The organism is Providencia sp. NPDC089933 (assembly GCF_049545585.1).
Lineage (GTDB): Bacteria > Pseudomonadota > Gammaproteobacteria > Enterobacterales > Enterobacteriaceae > Providencia > Providencia huashanensis.
In genome coordinates, this window is the sequence record NZ_JBMWDT010000015.1 from 89,166 (window position 1) to 106,685 (window position 17,520).

Annotated in this window: 17 protein-coding genes; 11 read left to right on the forward strand and 6 right to left on the reverse strand. The window is 34.1% G+C overall.

From position 1 onward, the window contains the following. Position 1 precedes the first annotated feature (1 nt). The 5 genes from ACPEH5_RS18765 to ACPEH5_RS18785 all read right to left on the reverse strand — a co-directional run bounded on the left by ACPEH5_RS18765 (position 2) and on the right by ACPEH5_RS18785 (position 5,383). A complete protein-coding gene (locus ACPEH5_RS18765; RefSeq protein ID WP_042848571.1) occupies positions 2 to 2,473 on the reverse strand; it encodes a fimbria/pilus outer membrane usher protein in 2,472 nt (823 codons plus the stop codon). A gap of 17 nt (positions 2,474 to 2,490) precedes the next feature. Next, complete coding sequence (locus tag ACPEH5_RS18770) at positions 2,491 to 3,033, reverse strand: fimbrial protein (RefSeq protein ID WP_048605548.1); 543 nt, start codon at positions 3,031 to 3,033, stop codon at positions 2,491 to 2,493. A 60-nt stretch (positions 3,034 to 3,093) separates the two neighbouring features. Further along, positions 3,094 to 3,636 (reverse strand): fimbrial protein, encoded by a 543-nt coding sequence (locus tag ACPEH5_RS18775; RefSeq protein ID WP_042848569.1) that lies wholly within the window; start codon positions 3,634 to 3,636, stop codon positions 3,094 to 3,096. Between the two features lie 203 nt (positions 3,637 to 3,839). Next, positions 3,840 to 4,091 carry a helix-turn-helix domain-containing protein gene (locus ACPEH5_RS18780; protein ID WP_042848568.1) on the reverse strand — a complete coding sequence of 84 codons (252 nt, stop codon included), beginning with the start codon at positions 4,089 to 4,091 and terminating at the stop codon, positions 3,840 to 3,842. Positions 4,092 to 5,020: 929 nt separating this feature from the next. Beyond that, positions 5,021 to 5,383: a YibL family ribosome-associated protein gene (locus tag ACPEH5_RS18785; RefSeq protein ID WP_042848564.1), complete on the reverse strand. Its 363-nt coding sequence runs from the start codon at positions 5,381 to 5,383 to the stop codon at positions 5,021 to 5,023. A 340-nt stretch (positions 5,384 to 5,723) separates the two neighbouring features. On the opposite strand from ACPEH5_RS18785, the gene ACPEH5_RS18790 reads away from it, so the two are divergent. The 10 genes from ACPEH5_RS18790 to ACPEH5_RS18835 all read left to right on the forward strand — a co-directional run bounded on the left by ACPEH5_RS18790 (position 5,724) and on the right by ACPEH5_RS18835 (position 15,259). Then, positions 5,724 to 6,281, forward strand: a complete 558-nt coding sequence (locus ACPEH5_RS18790; RefSeq protein WP_042848563.1) for a tyrosine-type DNA invertase — start codon at positions 5,724 to 5,726, stop codon at positions 6,279 to 6,281. A 938-nt stretch (positions 6,282 to 7,219) separates the two neighbouring features. Next, entirely contained in the window at positions 7,220 to 7,609 is a 390-nt protein-coding gene (locus ACPEH5_RS18795) for a helix-turn-helix domain-containing protein (protein WP_042848562.1), read from the forward strand. An 82-nt stretch (positions 7,610 to 7,691) separates the two neighbouring features. Beyond that, complete coding sequence (locus ACPEH5_RS18800) at positions 7,692 to 8,255, forward strand: fimbrial protein (protein ID WP_042848561.1); 564 nt, start codon at positions 7,692 to 7,694, stop codon at positions 8,253 to 8,255. A gap of 66 nt (positions 8,256 to 8,321) precedes the next feature. Further along, positions 8,322 to 8,867, forward strand: a complete 546-nt coding sequence (locus ACPEH5_RS18805) for a fimbrial protein (protein WP_225833133.1) — start codon at positions 8,322 to 8,324, stop codon at positions 8,865 to 8,867. Positions 8,868 to 8,896: 29 nt separating this feature from the next. Continuing rightward, the gene (locus tag ACPEH5_RS18810; protein WP_042848560.1) at positions 8,897 to 11,428 is read left to right on the forward strand and encodes an outer membrane usher protein; all 2,532 of its coding nucleotides are present in this window, start codon (positions 8,897 to 8,899) and stop codon (positions 11,426 to 11,428) included. 13 nt (positions 11,429 to 11,441) lie between these two features. After that, complete coding sequence (locus ACPEH5_RS18815) at positions 11,442 to 12,191, forward strand: fimbria/pilus periplasmic chaperone (RefSeq protein WP_048605543.1); 750 nt, start codon at positions 11,442 to 11,444, stop codon at positions 12,189 to 12,191. Between the two features lie 8 nt (positions 12,192 to 12,199). Continuing rightward, positions 12,200 to 12,817, forward strand: a complete 618-nt coding sequence (locus ACPEH5_RS18820) for a fimbrial protein (protein WP_048605542.1) — start codon at positions 12,200 to 12,202, stop codon at positions 12,815 to 12,817. 39 nt (positions 12,818 to 12,856) lie between these two features. Then, the gene (locus ACPEH5_RS18825; RefSeq protein WP_129467243.1) at positions 12,857 to 13,423 is read left to right on the forward strand and encodes a fimbrial protein; all 567 of its coding nucleotides are present in this window, start codon (positions 12,857 to 12,859) and stop codon (positions 13,421 to 13,423) included. Positions 13,424 to 13,436: 13 nt separating this feature from the next. After that, positions 13,437 to 14,438: a fimbrial protein gene (locus ACPEH5_RS18830; protein ID WP_225833140.1), complete on the forward strand. Its 1,002-nt coding sequence runs from the start codon at positions 13,437 to 13,439 to the stop codon at positions 14,436 to 14,438. Between the two features lie 281 nt (positions 14,439 to 14,719). After that, a complete protein-coding gene (locus ACPEH5_RS18835; protein WP_042848556.1) occupies positions 14,720 to 15,259 on the forward strand; it encodes a DUF2058 domain-containing protein in 540 nt (179 codons plus the stop codon). Positions 15,260 to 15,307: 48 nt separating this feature from the next. Here ACPEH5_RS18835 and ACPEH5_RS18840 read toward each other — a convergent pair whose 3' ends face one another. Then, positions 15,308 to 16,006 (reverse strand): RluA family pseudouridine synthase, encoded by a 699-nt coding sequence (locus tag ACPEH5_RS18840; protein ID WP_042848555.1) that lies wholly within the window; start codon positions 16,004 to 16,006, stop codon positions 15,308 to 15,310. A 183-nt stretch (positions 16,007 to 16,189) separates the two neighbouring features. On the opposite strand from ACPEH5_RS18840, the gene ACPEH5_RS18845 reads away from it, so the two are divergent. Next, positions 16,190 to 16,672, forward strand: coding sequence for a cold-shock protein (locus ACPEH5_RS18845; protein ID WP_042848554.1), 483 nt, complete (start codon positions 16,190 to 16,192; stop codon positions 16,670 to 16,672). The last annotated feature ends 848 nt before the right edge of the window (positions 16,673 to 17,520 follow it).

Below are 17,520 nucleotides of genomic sequence, written 5' to 3' on the forward strand. Positions count from 1 at the left end.
TCTACTTTTTGCAAATTAAAATAATTTGGTTTGCATTATCTAAATTGGGTAATGTTGTATTACACTGATTTTTATTAGACCAATTGATATTTAGCCTTTCTTCAGATTGAACAGCTGTTAACCATACTAATCCGTTATCGCTAATTATCCCGACTTCTCTACCTTTTTCATTTAGTACTTGAGCACCAAATGGAGGAGAACCTGAATTATCTGCCATTTTAATAGTTGCAAATAATTTGAATCCCTTATCTGCACTTATTTTTCTGTATCCAATTGCACCTTCTGTTAATGCAATATCATATATCGTATTTGATGACTCAATATTATCTGGTAATTTACTCATATCAACATTATAGCTATTTTTGTAATAGCTAGTCATATTCGGAATAACTCCGATCCCTATTCCATTTGTTACTGTTGAACCATTATTTAAAGGAACATCAGCGATATTATTTGTATCTATCATTAACCTAGCTGCAGATGAATATGATGAGCTATGTAAAGCAATACCATGCTGTGTTAATGTTACACCACCATTTAACCCCATACCTAAGCTAGAATCACCTTTATCTGAGATTGAAATATTACTATTTAAAGACGCATAACGAGTTGATAAATCATACATACCAGCTAGCGTACTTTGTTTTTTAGCATCCTTACCATAACTTGTTGATGCGCTTAAGTTATAGTAATCATTATCCTCAGTTAAGGTAGATACAGAAACACGCGAATTATAGGTGTCATTATATTTCATTGTGTCAAAAGTGTAGAACTGCTTGCCAAATGGAACTGAAAGCATCAAGCTAATTTGGTCATCATATTTATTTTGGTAATAACTTCTATTTGCTGATAGCGTTATACTTCCTCCTTGTAAATTTAAATAAGGAATATTAACGCTTTTACCTATATTTAGGCCGTATTGATGAGTTTGACCTCGATCCCAATACTGTTGTAATTGATAATTTAAATTTATATTAAATTCACCTAGACGCTTTGAAAGACTTATTTGATAGCGTTCTTTTTCATTATCAATAAATTTATTATTTCTTAAATCTAAATATTGAGACATAGTATAAAATTTTCTATCAGTAAAACGATACCCCGCAAAAGTTAGATCCATATCGTAATCATCAAAAGTTTTAGAGTAATTAATACTATATGAGTTACCTGATGGACTATCATGATCTAACTGCGAAAAAGAGCGAGCTATATTTACAGATAAAGCACCAAACTGATTCATAAATCGGCCAAAGCCTAATGAAACTTGTTGATAACCTTGGCTTATATCTGAGGCTGCATTTAATGACCAATTATTATTTAAACCATGTGAGACTTCTCCTCTGAAGAAAAAAACGCCTCTATATACTGAATGGTCTCGTTTAATTGGTTGCCCTGCAGTTACATTATATCGAGTAGTTCCAGGACGAGTTAAATAAGGCACATTGGAACTATTAACAATAAACTGTTGTTCAGATCCATCTTGCTCAATAATTTTTACGTGTAATTCACCACGAGTACCACTATTCAATGATTGAATTTTAAATGGACCAGCAGGTACATTGCCATCATATATTACCCTTCCTAATTGAGTAATAACAACGCGAGAATTAGTTTTAGCTATTCCTGTAATTTCAGGAGCATATCCTCTTAGTCTAGGAGGTAACATTGAATCGTTTGTAAATAAAGATAATCCTGTAAATCTAAAAGGTTCTAGTATCTGTGATGGTGTTGTACTTTCACCCACGACTAATTTAGCATCTAATGCTTTAATATTTCTATATAAATAAATTGCATTAAATAAAAAATTACGAATTGTTGATGTTTGGCTATTTGACTCTTGTCTTTGATAATTACCATAATATTCACTTCGTAAACGCCAAGCACCCATATTAGCACCAAGATATCCACTGATCGATGCAATTTGATTTTTTAAACTGTCATTATCGCTATATTGATAGTTGGCATTGTAATCTAATAATAACCCGCTGATCCCTTCATCCCAAAGGGTTTTGGGTAACCAGTTTACATCCATATACTCTAAATATAATTGAGGTATATTTATGATTACCGTTCCCTCAGGTAAATTAGGAGTAACACTAACACCCTTCAAAGCCAAGAAATTAATACATTCCCCGTTATTCCAATAGGTCAGTTCTTTCACATATTTTTCTTTAAGGCCTAAACTATTAATATAGTCTTTATCAATACATATATCACTCACAGAATCATCATTATCATTAGCTATAATTTTAATAGGAGAGGCCGATTGAGTTAATTGAGTACTATTAATAATTATATTAAAAAAATAAGTTCCAGGAAGAATAAAATTTGGATTTTGAAACCTTGATACGTCAATATTCGCTTTATCTGTGCTATCAAGTATATCTGTATTGAACTCTACAGAATAGGATACTTTGTTAAAAAAAAGCATCGACACCATTAAAATGGTCATTTTTTCTTTTATTGATAACATCGTAAATACTCATTAAATTAATAGTAATCAATATCAAATGTAATGATACTTGAAAATTCTCCTACTTGTGGCCTAAGCCCATCATCAACAACAATTTCAGATAAAAAGTTTAATTGTTGTTCATTGACTGATTTCGTTTTGCCTGCAACTCTTTTTAAATCATAAATGGGATAATATTCATTAGGCTTGACAATGTTATTTCCGTTTAATATATAAATAGCCAAACCATCGGCATCATTAAATTTAAATCCATTAAAGTTGCTTGTTACTGAACCTGAAAATTTTATTCTTATAGGTGATTTCTCATCCTCAAAATAAGAATTTGATAGCTGACAGTTTTTTAATATTATTTTAAATGGTTTGATTATCTTTTTATCTTTAATTCTACTTAAAGGGTAATCACCAAATTGAATAATTTGATCTTTACTTGTTAGTTGCATTGAACAACCCGAGGCTAATATTTCACCTTTAACTGTTGCTTGTCCCCAATTCATTGCTGCAAATGCTGGAATGCTAAAAAAATGAGCAAAAAAAGTGGCAATAATTAACAAGTTTTTCATAATAATATTCTTTTTCAGGTAATATACTCCTCCACATAATAGTGAAGGAGTGTATATAACTTACTGGTATGCGATTTCGAAAGTAGAAATAGTTGTGAAATCGCCCGCTGTTACAGCAGCAGCACCTGCTTTTTTAACAAAAGCAGAGTAAGTTAATGTATTGTCACCATCGCGCAAATTTAAGTTAGCAGGAGTACCAAAAGTAATATCTTTAATACCTACAGCAACGTTTGCAGCACTGCCTGTAGTTGCTAAAAGATTTTGACCTGCAATTTTACTTACACCATCAAAAGTAATAGTTGCTGTTTTAGTTACTGTAGTTGGATTTTGTGGATCGCTGTTATCAATTGATGTTAATTTACAGCCTTTCAGATTTAAATCGAAGTTTTTATACTTTGAATCTCCATCATTTAATTGACTTAATGATAGTTGGCCAAAATCAACAATTGTAGCAGTACCACCTTGTCCTGCATCTAAGTTACAAGGCGTATCGCGAACTTCACCTTTGAAAGTAACAGTACCAGTATTAGTATCTGCAATTGAAGCAAATGACGTTGTTAACATTGCTGCTACTAATACAGACATATATTTGTTATGTTTCATACTATTTCCTAATATCATTGTTAAGATGTTAATATTTATGTTTTTGAGAATGGAATTATATTAATTTCATTGACTAACACAGATAAGTATATCTGTATAAGAAAGAGTTTTTGCTATATAAATTTCTTTATTATACAGGAATATGAATAATGTATTATTATTTGATAATGTAGTGTTTACTCATTACTAAAATTTTATTTCTCTCATTTCAAATAGGATGAGTATGAAACAAAATCTGAAAATGATGCATTCATAATTGATAAAATAAATATCAAATCTGGTAATGATAGGCCATTTGAACCTCGTTCATATCGTGATATTTGCTGTTGACTTACTCCTACTAATTTACCTAATTGTGCACCAGTTAATCCATTTTTAAGTCTGGTTTTTCTTATAAAATCACCAATTTCTAGGTTTATATTTTTTACAATGAAATTTTTTTGGGTGCTAATCATAATAAATTCCTCAATAATTTATTTAATTAAACTAGTGAAGTTATAATTTCTTACTGATTTAATTTTCATTTAATCTAGCTTTTATTTTTATTTATTTAAAGATGTTTATATCGATCGATTAGTTAATTTTGATAGGCTAACCCTATCAAAATGCTGCTATTGATCGGTTATTCGGATCAAAATGTGACTTTAACTACTATTTAAAGAACATAACAATATGATTTTATGGTTTTTTTTTGATTCGATATTATGTTGTTAATTTCGAGCAGAACTATAATTTATTTATTTACATTACAACTTACGTATTAAATAAAAAACATTTTGTTACATATAAGTACGTATTTATTATATTTTGTTTCATAATAATATTGTTACATTTTAAATTAATTACAGTAAAAACTATAACGTTAGGGTTATTTTGATTTTATATTAGGGTGAGATTATTCTTAGTATCGTTTGTCTTTTTAACTAACATAATAGTATATACATTCTACATTTTAGAGTATTAAATAGAATGAAAGAGTTATAGATGTTTTTAGAATTAATGTAGTCCTCTATAACATAAAGCTTAGATTTCATATGAGTTTTATTCGGGTTTAATAGTTTCTCTATTTAAATCCTCTTCTTTTCATTTTTCGTAGAGTATGATAATTGCCGTTACTACTAGCTATGATGAATTTTGCTATAGCGGTTAACTATTAGAGTTTACATTGTTTACTCGATTATCAATGAAGTTACATGACATGTATATTCGCCCAATGATAATACTTAAGCTTATTTAGGGTGATTTTAACGACTGAGTCATTGACTTCAATTGATATCTTTAGCATGAAAATGGAGTTTATCTACTGCTGTATTACGTTCAGAGTTAGAGCGCTTAGGCAGTAAATCATAAATTGGCAAAGTATGTTAAAGAGGGGCTTCTCTCACTAGAAGTCAGTCTTAGAAAAACCAGTCATACCATCCAGCCCCATTTCACGACCTAATGCCGTCATGGGATGGACAATGACCAGCCCTCGCACGGTTTTTTTCAGCTTACCAAGATCAGCTTGTTCTTTCTTCGTAATAGGGCGTTTGAATGGCATATCAACCAATTTTTGCGCTTCTTTACTTAATTTTTTGTTACGTACCTCTTTTAGACGAGCGATTTCAATTTCCAGCGTCGCTTTTTCTTTCTCTAGCTCGGCGTATTTTTCTGCTTCATTCGTCAATTGCATACTGGTCATTTGGTGACGAATAAGGTCTAAACGGTCGCTAAGAAGCTTAATTTGTGTTTTTTCGATTTCTTTCATTATTTATTAACCGTGGATAAATTTTATTGTGGGCAAGTATACACTATTGCGGGAAAGAGAGGGAAAAGAGATGCTGGCTAATGCCCCTTTGAAGTTACCTTTATCGTTCATCATCCATGTGATGAAAACAACATAACTACCTTATAAATCAACTTATCACTCAACTATCCATCGTATTTTATTCTTTTATGTCTTAGTGACATCATGATTAAGTGCTTGCATTGCGGTATCATCACTGCCCTTTCTGACATATTATATTTAATTTTCTAAAAAATTATTATTTTTAGTTAATTTATCGTTGGTATATAGCGAAATATAACGAGGTATAGATGAGATCATAATGACTAAACGTAAATTTATTACACGTACAGAAGTTAATTCTTTATTGGAGGCTACAAAGCAAGGTCGCTATCCTAATCGCGACTATTGTTTGTTATTAATGAGCTTTTTGCATGGGCTAAGAGTGAGTGAGCTCACTCATATCACAATGTCTGATATTGATTTGGTGCAGAAAGTGATATTTATTAGGAGACTAAAAGGAGGGTTGTCTACCGTACAGCCTATAATTCCCGAAGAGTTTACTGTGATTGAAAAATGGCTAGTTGAACGAAACTCTTGGAAAACAGCAGGATCAGATTGTTTATTCATTTCACAGAAAGGAAGCCAAATTTCTCGTTATCAAATTTATCGTTTATTTGAACAGTATGGAAAAATAGCAGGGCTTCCTGTAAAGCTTCATCCTCATATGCTAAGGCACGCATGTGGTTATGCATTAGCTGATTTAGGTAGGGATACACGATTAATCCAAGACTATTTAGGGCATCGAAATATCGCTCATACTGTCATTTATACTGCTAGTAATGAAAAAAGATTTAGCGGTATTTGGTCGAATAAATAAGCAATTTAATGACTTGTGTCAACATAAAGCTAACATTAAACATAATAATATGAACTAAACACCAAGAATACCTCAGTTATTTAGGCAATTGATATGATAAAGCTGAGGTATTCTTATGCATATTAAGGGCAAAAATTATTTTTAAAGCCATAAATAACATGTTCAAATGACTTATTTTCCAACCTCTAAAAATAAAATTAGTTAATAATTTCATCTATTCTTTTTTTTTGAATTATCATAATTTAATTACTCCAATTAAGGGTATCAGTAACCCGCTTGCGTTGTTAACTAATTGTTATCATATTTTAATCATTTCTTTTACAGTGATAGTCTATTTTGGATTGTCTAATAAAGTTTCTCTGTTAAATGGCGTGTTATAAGCGAGGTTTTTTAGATGATAAATTTATATTCTTTGTTTTTGTAAGATTAAAAATCTATAGTTTATGGTTTTTGATGCATTGACGCAGTATGTAATAAAAAAATCAATCAATTATCGATGATAATCAACTGAATGAATAAAATGCCTATAAAAATCAAGCTACAACGCAACATAATAAATCAAAATGTTTAAATTACCTAATAAGTATAATTATCAGGCTAACCAAAATCAAATAGCATAAAATTCTGTTACTGTAATGCATTTTAGAGGTAATTATTAATTAATGTAAAAAATTGTCATTAACAACAAAAAGTTATCATTCATGATTTTTATATGCAATAAAACCAACCAGTCAAATAATCTAACTCTACCAGTTTAGTAGATATATTAAAGATTTTAATTCTGACGATTCTTATATAAAAAACAATTTGTCTAAAACTTATTTAACGCAACATTTTGATTTATTTTGTTGCGTTTTTTTCATGTAAAAAATGAATTGTTTGTTTTATGAGCAGCTCTGATTGTTTTGCCACATTACACAAGGCTTTATTGGTGAGATATGAAAAGTAATAAATTAAAGACCAGTATAGATAGCTTTCAGAAAATACTAACCGAACAAATTGGCATGGAATTATCCTATCTTAGAAAGGAGAAAGGGCTTAGTGGTAGTGAGTTAGCTAAAAAATTAAAGATATCACAACAACAAATATCTCGTTATGAAAGAGGAATATGTAGCATTAACTGTGGAATGCTATTTTCAATTTTATTCTATCTAGAAATCAGCCCGAGTGCATTTTTTGAAAGTGTATCATTGAAAATAAATGAAAAACATCCTAGTGCTAATTCATTTATTCATAATAGTGAGTGTTTGTCCGATGGAAAGGATAACTACCATTATATTTTTAATCGACAAACAGAAGTTATTTTAAATTCTTTATACAGCAAATAGTTATTTTAAAAATAATAAATTCTAACTATGCCCTACATCATGTCGGGTAATCATCACGTTGTTATATATAAATGAGGTTCAAATGAAAAAAGTATTTTTAGCCGCACTAGTTTCTGCCGCTATTGCATCTCCAGCACTGGCTGACCAAGGACATGGTAAAGTCACCTTTAAAGGTGAAATTATCGATGCACCTTGCTCAATTAGTTCAGATTCTATTGACCAAACAGTATGGTTAGGCCAAATCGCTAACTCTATTTTAGCGAATGGTGGTACTTCTAGCGCTAAACAATTCAATATTGAATTGGAAGACTGTGTATTCCCGAAAGATGCAGATGACAAAGTGTACAACGATAAAGTGAGTATCACATTCTCTGGTTCTAGCGCTGCTTTCAACTCTAAATTATTGGGTGTAACAGGTTTAGATGCAACAGACCCAACTATTGCTGGCAACGTAGGTATTCAATTAACGGATACTAATGGTGCAGCATTAGATATGGGAGTTGCAACAGCTCAAGAACACCAATTACAAGCGGGTGATAATACATTGCGTTATAGCGCTTATGTACAAGGTGCGAATGTTGCGGTTGATAAAATTCCATTAGGTAAATTTGAAGGCGTAACTAACTTTACCTTAACTTATAACTAATTGATTAGTTTAAGAGGAATACCTTTGTGTTCCTCTATTAATCACCAAACTAAGTCAGAGGTTAAAGTGAAAGGATTTATCTATTTGCGAAGAAAAGCATCTTCTCTATTTCTTCTAACATTATTTCTTTCGCCACAAATGGCAGCATCATCTCATGGATGGGGAAAAGTCACGATGAATGGCGAAATAGTCGATACTGCCTGCGCAATAGATATTGGGTCTAGGGATCAGACCATTAATATGGGGGTGCTTCCAACAAGCTATATTCGTGAAGTTGGGAAAGGCCCCATAAAAGAATTCAATATTAAGCTCATTGATTGTCGTTGGGAAAAATATTCGAAAGATAATAACGAATGGAATTCACTCGAAGTCACTTTTGATGGCCCATCTGAAGGTGATTTTTTCACACTCTCGGGTGAAGCAAAAGGAGTGCAATTGGCATTGCATGATATATCTGGATATTCCATTACACCAGGAAAGCCATTACCTGTATTAGGAATTACGCCAGGGACAATGATCCTGAAATATCAAATGCAATTAGTCACCAATTATCATCCTGTTAAAGCGGGTAATTACCAAACCTTATTAAGGTTCAAGGTCGATTATTATTAATTCTAAGAAATTATATTGGTGTTTTAGGGATGTTTTTTATGTTTTTTAAACAACACAAAATAAATATAATAACGACAACGATAATGATTACATTTGGAACATTATCCGCTCAGTTATATGCTGCTGATACTATACAATTTAATACGGCGTTATTTGATTTAGAAGACAAAAAAAACATTGATATTAAGCAATTTTCACGTGCAGGCTATATTATGCCTGGCACCTATCCCCTCAAAGTACAAGTCAATAAAGAAACTTTACCTGAGCAACGGTTTTCATTCTATGCGCCAGAGAATGACCCTGAAGATAGCCTCGTTTGTATCACACCAGAACAAGTCCAACAGCTAGGGTTAACAGCCAGTTCGTTGAAGCAAATTACGTGGTGGCATAATAATGAGTGTCTTGATTTATCCAGCTTACCCGGCTTTCAAGCTCGAGGGGATTTATCTGACTCAACATTGTATCTGAGTATACCTCAAGCCTACCTTGAATATAGAACAGCTAATTGGGACCCGCCCTCTCTGTGGGATGAAGGGGTTTCAGGGGCTATTTTAGACTACAATATAAACGCAAGAGCGAATAAGCCTCATGATAACAATAGCAACTATAATGTGACAGCAAATGGTGTCGCAGGTGTGAACCTTGGTGCATGGCGTTTCAGGGGAGATTGGCAGGGACGTGCTCAACGAGAAAATGGCTCGAACAGTAAAAATGAGCATGATTTTCAATGGAGCCGACTATACGCCTATAAAGCGTTAACCAGTATTAAAGCGAAATTGACCTTAGGTGAGGACTATTTTAACACGGATTTATTCGACAGTTTTCGATTTACAGGTATTGGCTTACGCTCTGATATCTTAATGTTGCCGCCTAATTTACGTGGCTATGCACCTGAAATAACGGGTGTTGCGACGACAAATGCGACGGTGATTGTTAGCCAACAAGGGCGGATTATTTATCAAGAACAAGTCGCTGCGGGTCCTTTCCGTATCCAAAATTTAAGTGATGCGACGACGGGAAAACTGGATGTTCGAATCGAAGAGCAGGATGGTTCGGTTCAAGAATATCAGGTTGAAACAGCCAATATCCCTTATTTAACTCGACCAGGTAGTATTCGATATAAATTAGCGATGGGTCGTCCAACGGATATGGATCATCATGTCAATGGAGATACATTTGCGAGTGGTGAAATGTCGTGGGGCGTCACTAATGGTTGGTCATTGCTTGCAGGCTCATTAAATAGCCAAGACTATAATGCATTCAACGTGGGTGTAGGCCGAGACTTACTGGCATTTGGTGCCTTATCTTTCGATATTACGCATTCAATTGCAAATATTCCTAATGATAAAAAACTCACGGGTAATTCTTATCGAATAAACTATTCAAAACGTTTTGATGACTATGATAGCCAAGTTCAATTCGCGGGTTACCGATTCTCAGAACGCAGCTTTATGACTGTAACCGATTTTTTAACGGCTAAAGATTCAGGTGAGCGTCAAGGTAGTAATAAAGAAATGTATGTGATTTCTTTAAATAAAAACTTTAGGGAATCGAGAATTACAGCTTATTTAAACTACTCGCACCAGACTTATTGGGATAAGCCAGAAAGTAATCGCTACAATTTAATGGTGACAAAAACCTTAGATTGGGGAAGCCTGAAGAACATTAATATTTCGTTATCGGCTTATCGCAATAAATATAATGAAACAAATGATGATGGCCTGTATATCTCAGCGTCAATGCCTTGGGGAAATGGTGCAAATATTGGTTATTCATTGCAAGCAACACGTGATGATACCGTTAATCGAGCAACCTATTATGACAAATTGTCCGATAGAACCAATTATCAAGTCAGTGCAGGTTCGACCAACAAAGGTGGAACCGCAAGCACCTATATTACCCATTATGGTGATAATACTAAGTTAACTGCAAATGCCAGCTATATTCACAATAATTACACGTCATTTGGGGTAGGGGCACAAGGCGGGTTTACCATGACTTTAAATGGTGCGGATGCTCACCGAGTCTCAAATATTGGCGGAACTCGTTTACTGATTGACACCGATGGTGTGGCTAAGATCCCTGTATCAGACCGAGGTATCCCTATTGCATCAAATGCATTTGGTAAAGTGGTTGTTCCTGACTTAAATAGTTACTACCGCAGTAAAGTTAAAGTTGATTTAAACGCATTACCGAATAATGCCGAAGTAACGGATTCTATTGTTCAAGCGACATTAACAGAAGGTGCGATTGGCTATCGCAAATTTAATGTACTGTCTGGTGAAAAGATGATGCTTTCAATGCGTATGTCTGACGGTTCTGCACCACCATTTGGTGCTCAGATTACGAATTTGAAAGGAAAAGAAACGGGAATAGTCACCGATAATGGATATGCCTATGTTAGTGGTATCAACCCAAATGAAGTCATGATTATTCATTGGGGTGGCGAAGCACAATGTGAAATTAATTTTCCAGAAAATTTAGAAACAATTCATCAAGGATTATTTATTCCTTGTAAACCATTATCAAATAAACGTAATGAAGCAGATAATAATCTGTAGATGAGTGATTGCTATGAAAAAATTAACTAATTTATATATCAGTACTATTTTACTAAGTTGTTTAGTTAGCGGAAGCGCATTCTCGGCAATTGCTTTAGATAGAACCCGAGTTATTTTTAATGGCGATCAAAAAAGCGTTTCAATTACTATTACTAATAAAAATAATCAACTGCCTTATTTGGCTCAAGGGTGGGTTGAAAATATTCAAGGGGTAAAAATTACTTCACCGTTTGCAGTATTACCTCCGGTGCAAAGAGTTGAACCCGAAAAATCAAGCCAAGTCCGTATTGAAGCGCTCCCTGAAATTAGTCAGTTACCTCAGGACAGAGAAAGTGTTTATTACTTTAATTTAAGGGAGATCCCACCAAAAAGTGATAAGCCGAATGTTTTGCAATTGGCGTTACAAAGCAAAATTAAATTATTTTATCGCCCTAAAAGTATCATGCTAAGTGAAACAGAAATGCTGAATAACCCTTGGCAAGAAAAAACACAGCTTATTAAGCAAGGTGACCAATATATCATTAAAAATCCAACTCCCTTTTATATCACGATTATTGGTGCAGCTGAACGTAAAGATTCACCAGTAAATCAGAATTTTAAGGCAGTTATGGTTGCACCATTTAGTGAAGAAAAATTAGGGGTTCCAAGTTCTACTGTGGGATCAAACCCAGTATTGACCTATATAAATGATTATGGTGGCCGACCAAAACTTCAATTTAAATGCCAAGCAAATACATGTCAGGTTGTTCCTGAAAATAAATAGAGAGGAAAATGATGATTAATCAAAAAAGCTTTTCCCTACTCTTTGGATTATCTCTCATATTTCATTCATCTGTTATATATGCGGCATCAAATAATGCCTTTTATAACACGACAGGAAATTGGGATGTTGAAGGTGCAAATGGCAAAATTTTCGTTTATGGCTCGTTAACGGAAAGCGCCTGCCATTTATCGATGGATTCTGCATTTCAATCTGTTGATTTAGGTAACATTGAAACGGCATCATTAAAAACAATTGGGGCTCAAGGCCACAAGACACCGATAAACATCGAATTATTGGATTGTATCGAAACCCCAACTGTTTTGCGAAACAATAAATCAGGTAATGTTACATGGAGTATTTCTCAGCCTGGCATGAAAATTAGGTTTATCACGCCAGTTGTTCCTTTTAGGCCGAACATAGCGAAAGTTGAAGGTGTGAATGGACTTGGATTACAGATAACTAATCCTAAAGGGAAAGAAATTGCTTTTGGTGAGTATAGTGAACCTGAGCTTATTTCTACGGGGCAAAATATTTTAACTTATTATGTAGCACCCGTAAGAATTGCAGAGAAATTACAAGCAGGGGCTTATCGAAGTGTTATTTCTTTTCAAATAACGTATGAATAATCTTAATAGATTGTCTGATATAGCATTGAAGGTATTTATATGAATAACTTAAATTTCAATTTTTATAAATTTAAAAAAATAATACTCTCCATGCTATTTAGTTTGTTATTTTTTTCGTTACCGAGCCATGCCAAAAATGGCCAAATAGGTGAAATTAAAATACGAGGGCAGCTTGTCGCTGAAGCTTGTACAGTAAGGCCTGGTGATGAAAATATCATTGTGGACTTTGGTACTATCGTTAATAAGTACCTCTATATTAACCAAAAAACGCCACTTGAAAATTTTAATATTCATTTAGATGATTGTGATAATAGTATTTTTAAAACGGTGACCGTTAAATTTACAGGAAGCGAAAATACTCATTTACCTGGCCTTCTTGCATTAGACTCTGGCAGCATGGCTTCGGGGATCGGAATTGAAATCTTAGAATATAGTGGTAAAAAAATTCCCATTAATAGTACGACATCTGCATACAATCTAGAGAATGGTACGAATATTTTAAGTTTTAATGCAAATGTACAAGGGGAACCTGACGCAATAAAAAATAAAAGTATTGCGTTTGGCCATTTTACTGCAACCGCTGTTTTTAGTTTAATTTATGATTAAGGTATTAGTAACAATGAAGATATTAATATTACTTCTCGCAACCTTATTATTTTCTCCGGCCATTTTTGCATTCCAGTGTAAAACTAATGGGGGACAAGAAGTTGGTGGGGGAACGCAAAGCATTTATGATGTTCCTCTCGATAATGATATTTTTGCTGTACCTAATCGTATAAATGAATTCGCGGATGTGAGTGATTTTATGACCTGCCGTAATGAAGCCCCCAATGCTTATGTCGATTATTTAAATGTGACTGGTGCTGACCTTGGCCCTGTATTTAAGAATAACCCTGAATTAAAAGCGGGTGTCGTCGTGCGCGGTGCTTATTATTTAGCACCATTTAGCGGTAAAGAAATTCAAGTATTTCGTTTAACTACAGCAAGTGAACCTTTACAAATTAAATTATATTTACAGGTAAATGTTAAACCAACGCCATCAGTATTGGTTAGAAAAGGCGATTTGCTGATGACATTAGATCTCCATAAATATGCGACATTTGTAAATAGTAATCAGCATATTGACCACGCTTATTTTAAATGGAATTTTTATGCAGGTAACGACGTGGTTGTTGGAACAGGTACATGTGATATTAATGATAACCAAATCATCATTGTTGATTTTGAAACAGTAAATGCATCGGGTATTTCAACGGTGGGGAGTGCAAGCCGTTTTCAACGTAACGCAGAAATCACTTATAGTTGCGAAGATAATAATCTGACAGCGCCAATAAAGATGATTATTAGCGGAGAAACGTCGACTTTTTCATCTGATGCTTTACTTGTTAGAACTGGAGATATTGGTAGCCAAGGTCCTATTATGCCTGGATTGGGTGTTGAGATTTATCATCAAGGGCAAAGAGTTTCCCCTATGAATGGGCACTTCGATTCAAAAATAGAAAATGGGCATGGTAGAGATACATTAATGTTTACGCTAGTTAAAAAACCTAATTTATCTCCAAATGAATTAATAGAAGGCCAGTTTAGTTCAGCAGCGACCATTATTATGTCCACTCCGTAGCAATTAAAGTAGAGAGGTTTTTATGTTGATGAAAGCCTCTAACTTTTCTCGTGAACTCCCTATGGTTACTGAGTAAATTGTGTGTATAAGAAAATAATTTTTTATAGACACATTTTGGATTAGACAAAATAAGTTAAATACACCAAATTTTGAATTGTCATCGTTATTATATTTTCTTAAATATCATCACATAATTTCTCCATCAATGAAGCTCAAAACCTATCAGGTCTCAGCAGCTACAGGTATAATCACATAATTATCTGATAGATTTAGAGGCAAAGATGGCAAAACTTACCTTACAAGAGCAAATGTTAAAAGCGGGATTGGTGACAAGCAAGAAAATGGCCAAAGTCCAAAGAACAACAAAAAAGTCACGGGTCCAAGCTCGCGAAGCCAGAGAGGCTGTTGAGGAAAATAAAAAGGCACAACTAGAGCGTGATAAACAGCTAAATGAGCAACAGAAACAAGCGTTGTTAGCAAAAGAATATAAGGCGCAAGTGAAACAATTGATTGAAATGAATAGGATTAATATTGCAAAGGGCGATATTAACTTTAATTTCACAGATAATAATGTAATAAAACAAATCGTTGTAGATAAAACCACTCAGACTCAGCTGATTAATGGTCGTCTCGCAATTGCACGCTTACTAATTGATAACACGGATGTATGTGAATATGCCATTATTCCTGCGAGTGTAGCCGATAAAATCATACAAAGAGAGGCAGATTGCATTGTATTAAACAATGCATTAAGCCAAGAGCAGCAAGATGAAGACGACCCATATGCTGACTTTAAGGTGCCCGATGATTTGATGTGGTAATACTTTTCCATGTTTTAAGTTGCCACATTAGTATGATTTAACTGCTTTTTAAAAGGGGCTCGTGCTGTATGCTTTGACCCGTTCCTTGCTAATTGGGTGGATAAAATGCAGTTCACTCGCATGCAACATTAAGCGCAGAGCATGTTCTGTATTGGCAAGTAGGCAGCCACCATATAAGTCACACCCTAAAATAGGGTGGCCTAATAGTTGGCAGTGAATACGGAGTTGATGGGTTCGGCCCGTTTCGGGGGTTAATAGTACTCGAGTTAATGGCAATGTTGCTCCATTGTCGAGTGTGTGAGTCAAGCGTTCGATAACTTGATAAGCCGACCGCGCGGGCTTGCCTTGGTGTTCACAAATGGACATTCGAGGGAAAAGCTCAGGCTTTTTGGCGATTGCGGCGTCTATTACTCCATGGTTATTATTTAAGTGCCCACAAAGGAGTGCATGGTATTTTTTCGTCACGGATCTTTGGCTAAATTGCTGATTAAGTGCCGCGTTTATCTGTTTATTTCGCGCTACAACCATTAACCCCGAGGTGCCAAAATCGAGGCGGTGCACTAAGGTGCAATTTGGAAATATTTGCGCTAAGCGGTAGTGCACAGAATCTAAGTTTTGTGGGTTTTTTCCTGAAAGGCTTAGCAAACCACTTGGTTTATTAATAAGAACAAGGTACTCATCCTGATAGACAATTTCTATCTTATCGTGACAGGGCGGCGCAATAAAGGTGTCGATGATTTCAGTCATTAGCCTTTCCAACAAAAAATAGCGGTTGATAATAACCAATTTTTAGTCGGCAGGCGAATGCTTGCCACTTGCATCACGTAAATTTATCACTCAGACTAAAAGCAAAGCCGTAGTTTACACATGTATTGTGCTCTATACTGCGCATTGTAAAAACTGAGTCAATAAATGATTAACTAGGTGGTAATGGCAATGAATGGAACAATCACAACATGGTTTGAAGATAAAGGTTTTGGATTTATCAAAGATGAAAATGGCGATAACCGTTATTTTCATGTGGTTAAAGTTGCCAATCCTGACTTAATTAAGAAAGATGCTTTAGTGACTTTTGAACCTACCACGAATACAAAAGGGTTATCTGCTTATTCGGTAAAAGTTATACCTGAGAGCAAATATGTATATATTGCGGGTGAGCGCATTAAAATAACCTCCATCAAGTCTTATCGAGTTTATAGCGAGGAAGTCCCTGCGGATACCCGTATTGATAAAGAAAATACTGTGTTATCTGTCGGTGCATTGATGAATAGTATCAAGCCAAAATCTGCTACTCAGCCGGGTGAAATGCGTTCACTAAAAAAATTGGATATTCATACGTTACATGGTACGACGTTAACTTTCTCTGAAGATGAAATTGACATTGATGACGCAGTAAAACTCCTCAAGTTTTAATTGTTCGGTTAACTCTATATTTAAAAATTGATTTTATCATCAAAGAGCCGTGAATTACGGCTCTTTTGTTTAAGCATTATCAACTGACCTTCCACCTTCTATATAGTATGTCATATCTCACCTCTCCCTTCTTTTAGTTAAATAGCTAAAATTGTCTTTATTTAGTACGTCGGAGGGTATTGGCCGAAAGTTCGAAGAGCGCTAAAAAATTTATCAACCTGAGAAGCCAGTTAAGCAGGTGGGTTATTAAGGAGTAGGCTTGTTTGGATCACCGATAAAATAGGTGGCAAAGCTATCAGAGTGCTTATCTAGTATGAATATCTTTAGATTGAATGACAGAATAAAGAATTTATACGTTGAATCTTAAATGCATCAGAGTATTCTTAAGTTATTAAATGATGCTTGATTTAATAACAAGCGGATGGATGAGTATTAAAAATGATCAAGATTAATTTAAGTGTTAATAGAAAATCAATAAAAGGTATTTTTATCACACCTCGTAGTTATTCGTAACATTTAGCCTGCATACGCATCTCATGTGTTATTTTTAGCGACAAATTATGTACAAATATTAATTTTAGCATTTGTGTCTGAATAAACTCAATAATGAACGCACTCTTGGCATATAACACTGAAATGCCACTCGAAATATTAGTTAAGCTACATATAAAAAACATAACCTATTGATATAAATTGAAAATAACAATTTGAAAACTATTTAAAAACCATAAAAATGGATTTCCCACCGGTTTGACAACCTATATGAGTAGAATTAATATTATCCACGAACTCTGGTAGACAAGAGTTAATTAAATAGACATGAAGATATTTTAAAGTTAAGTTTTTAC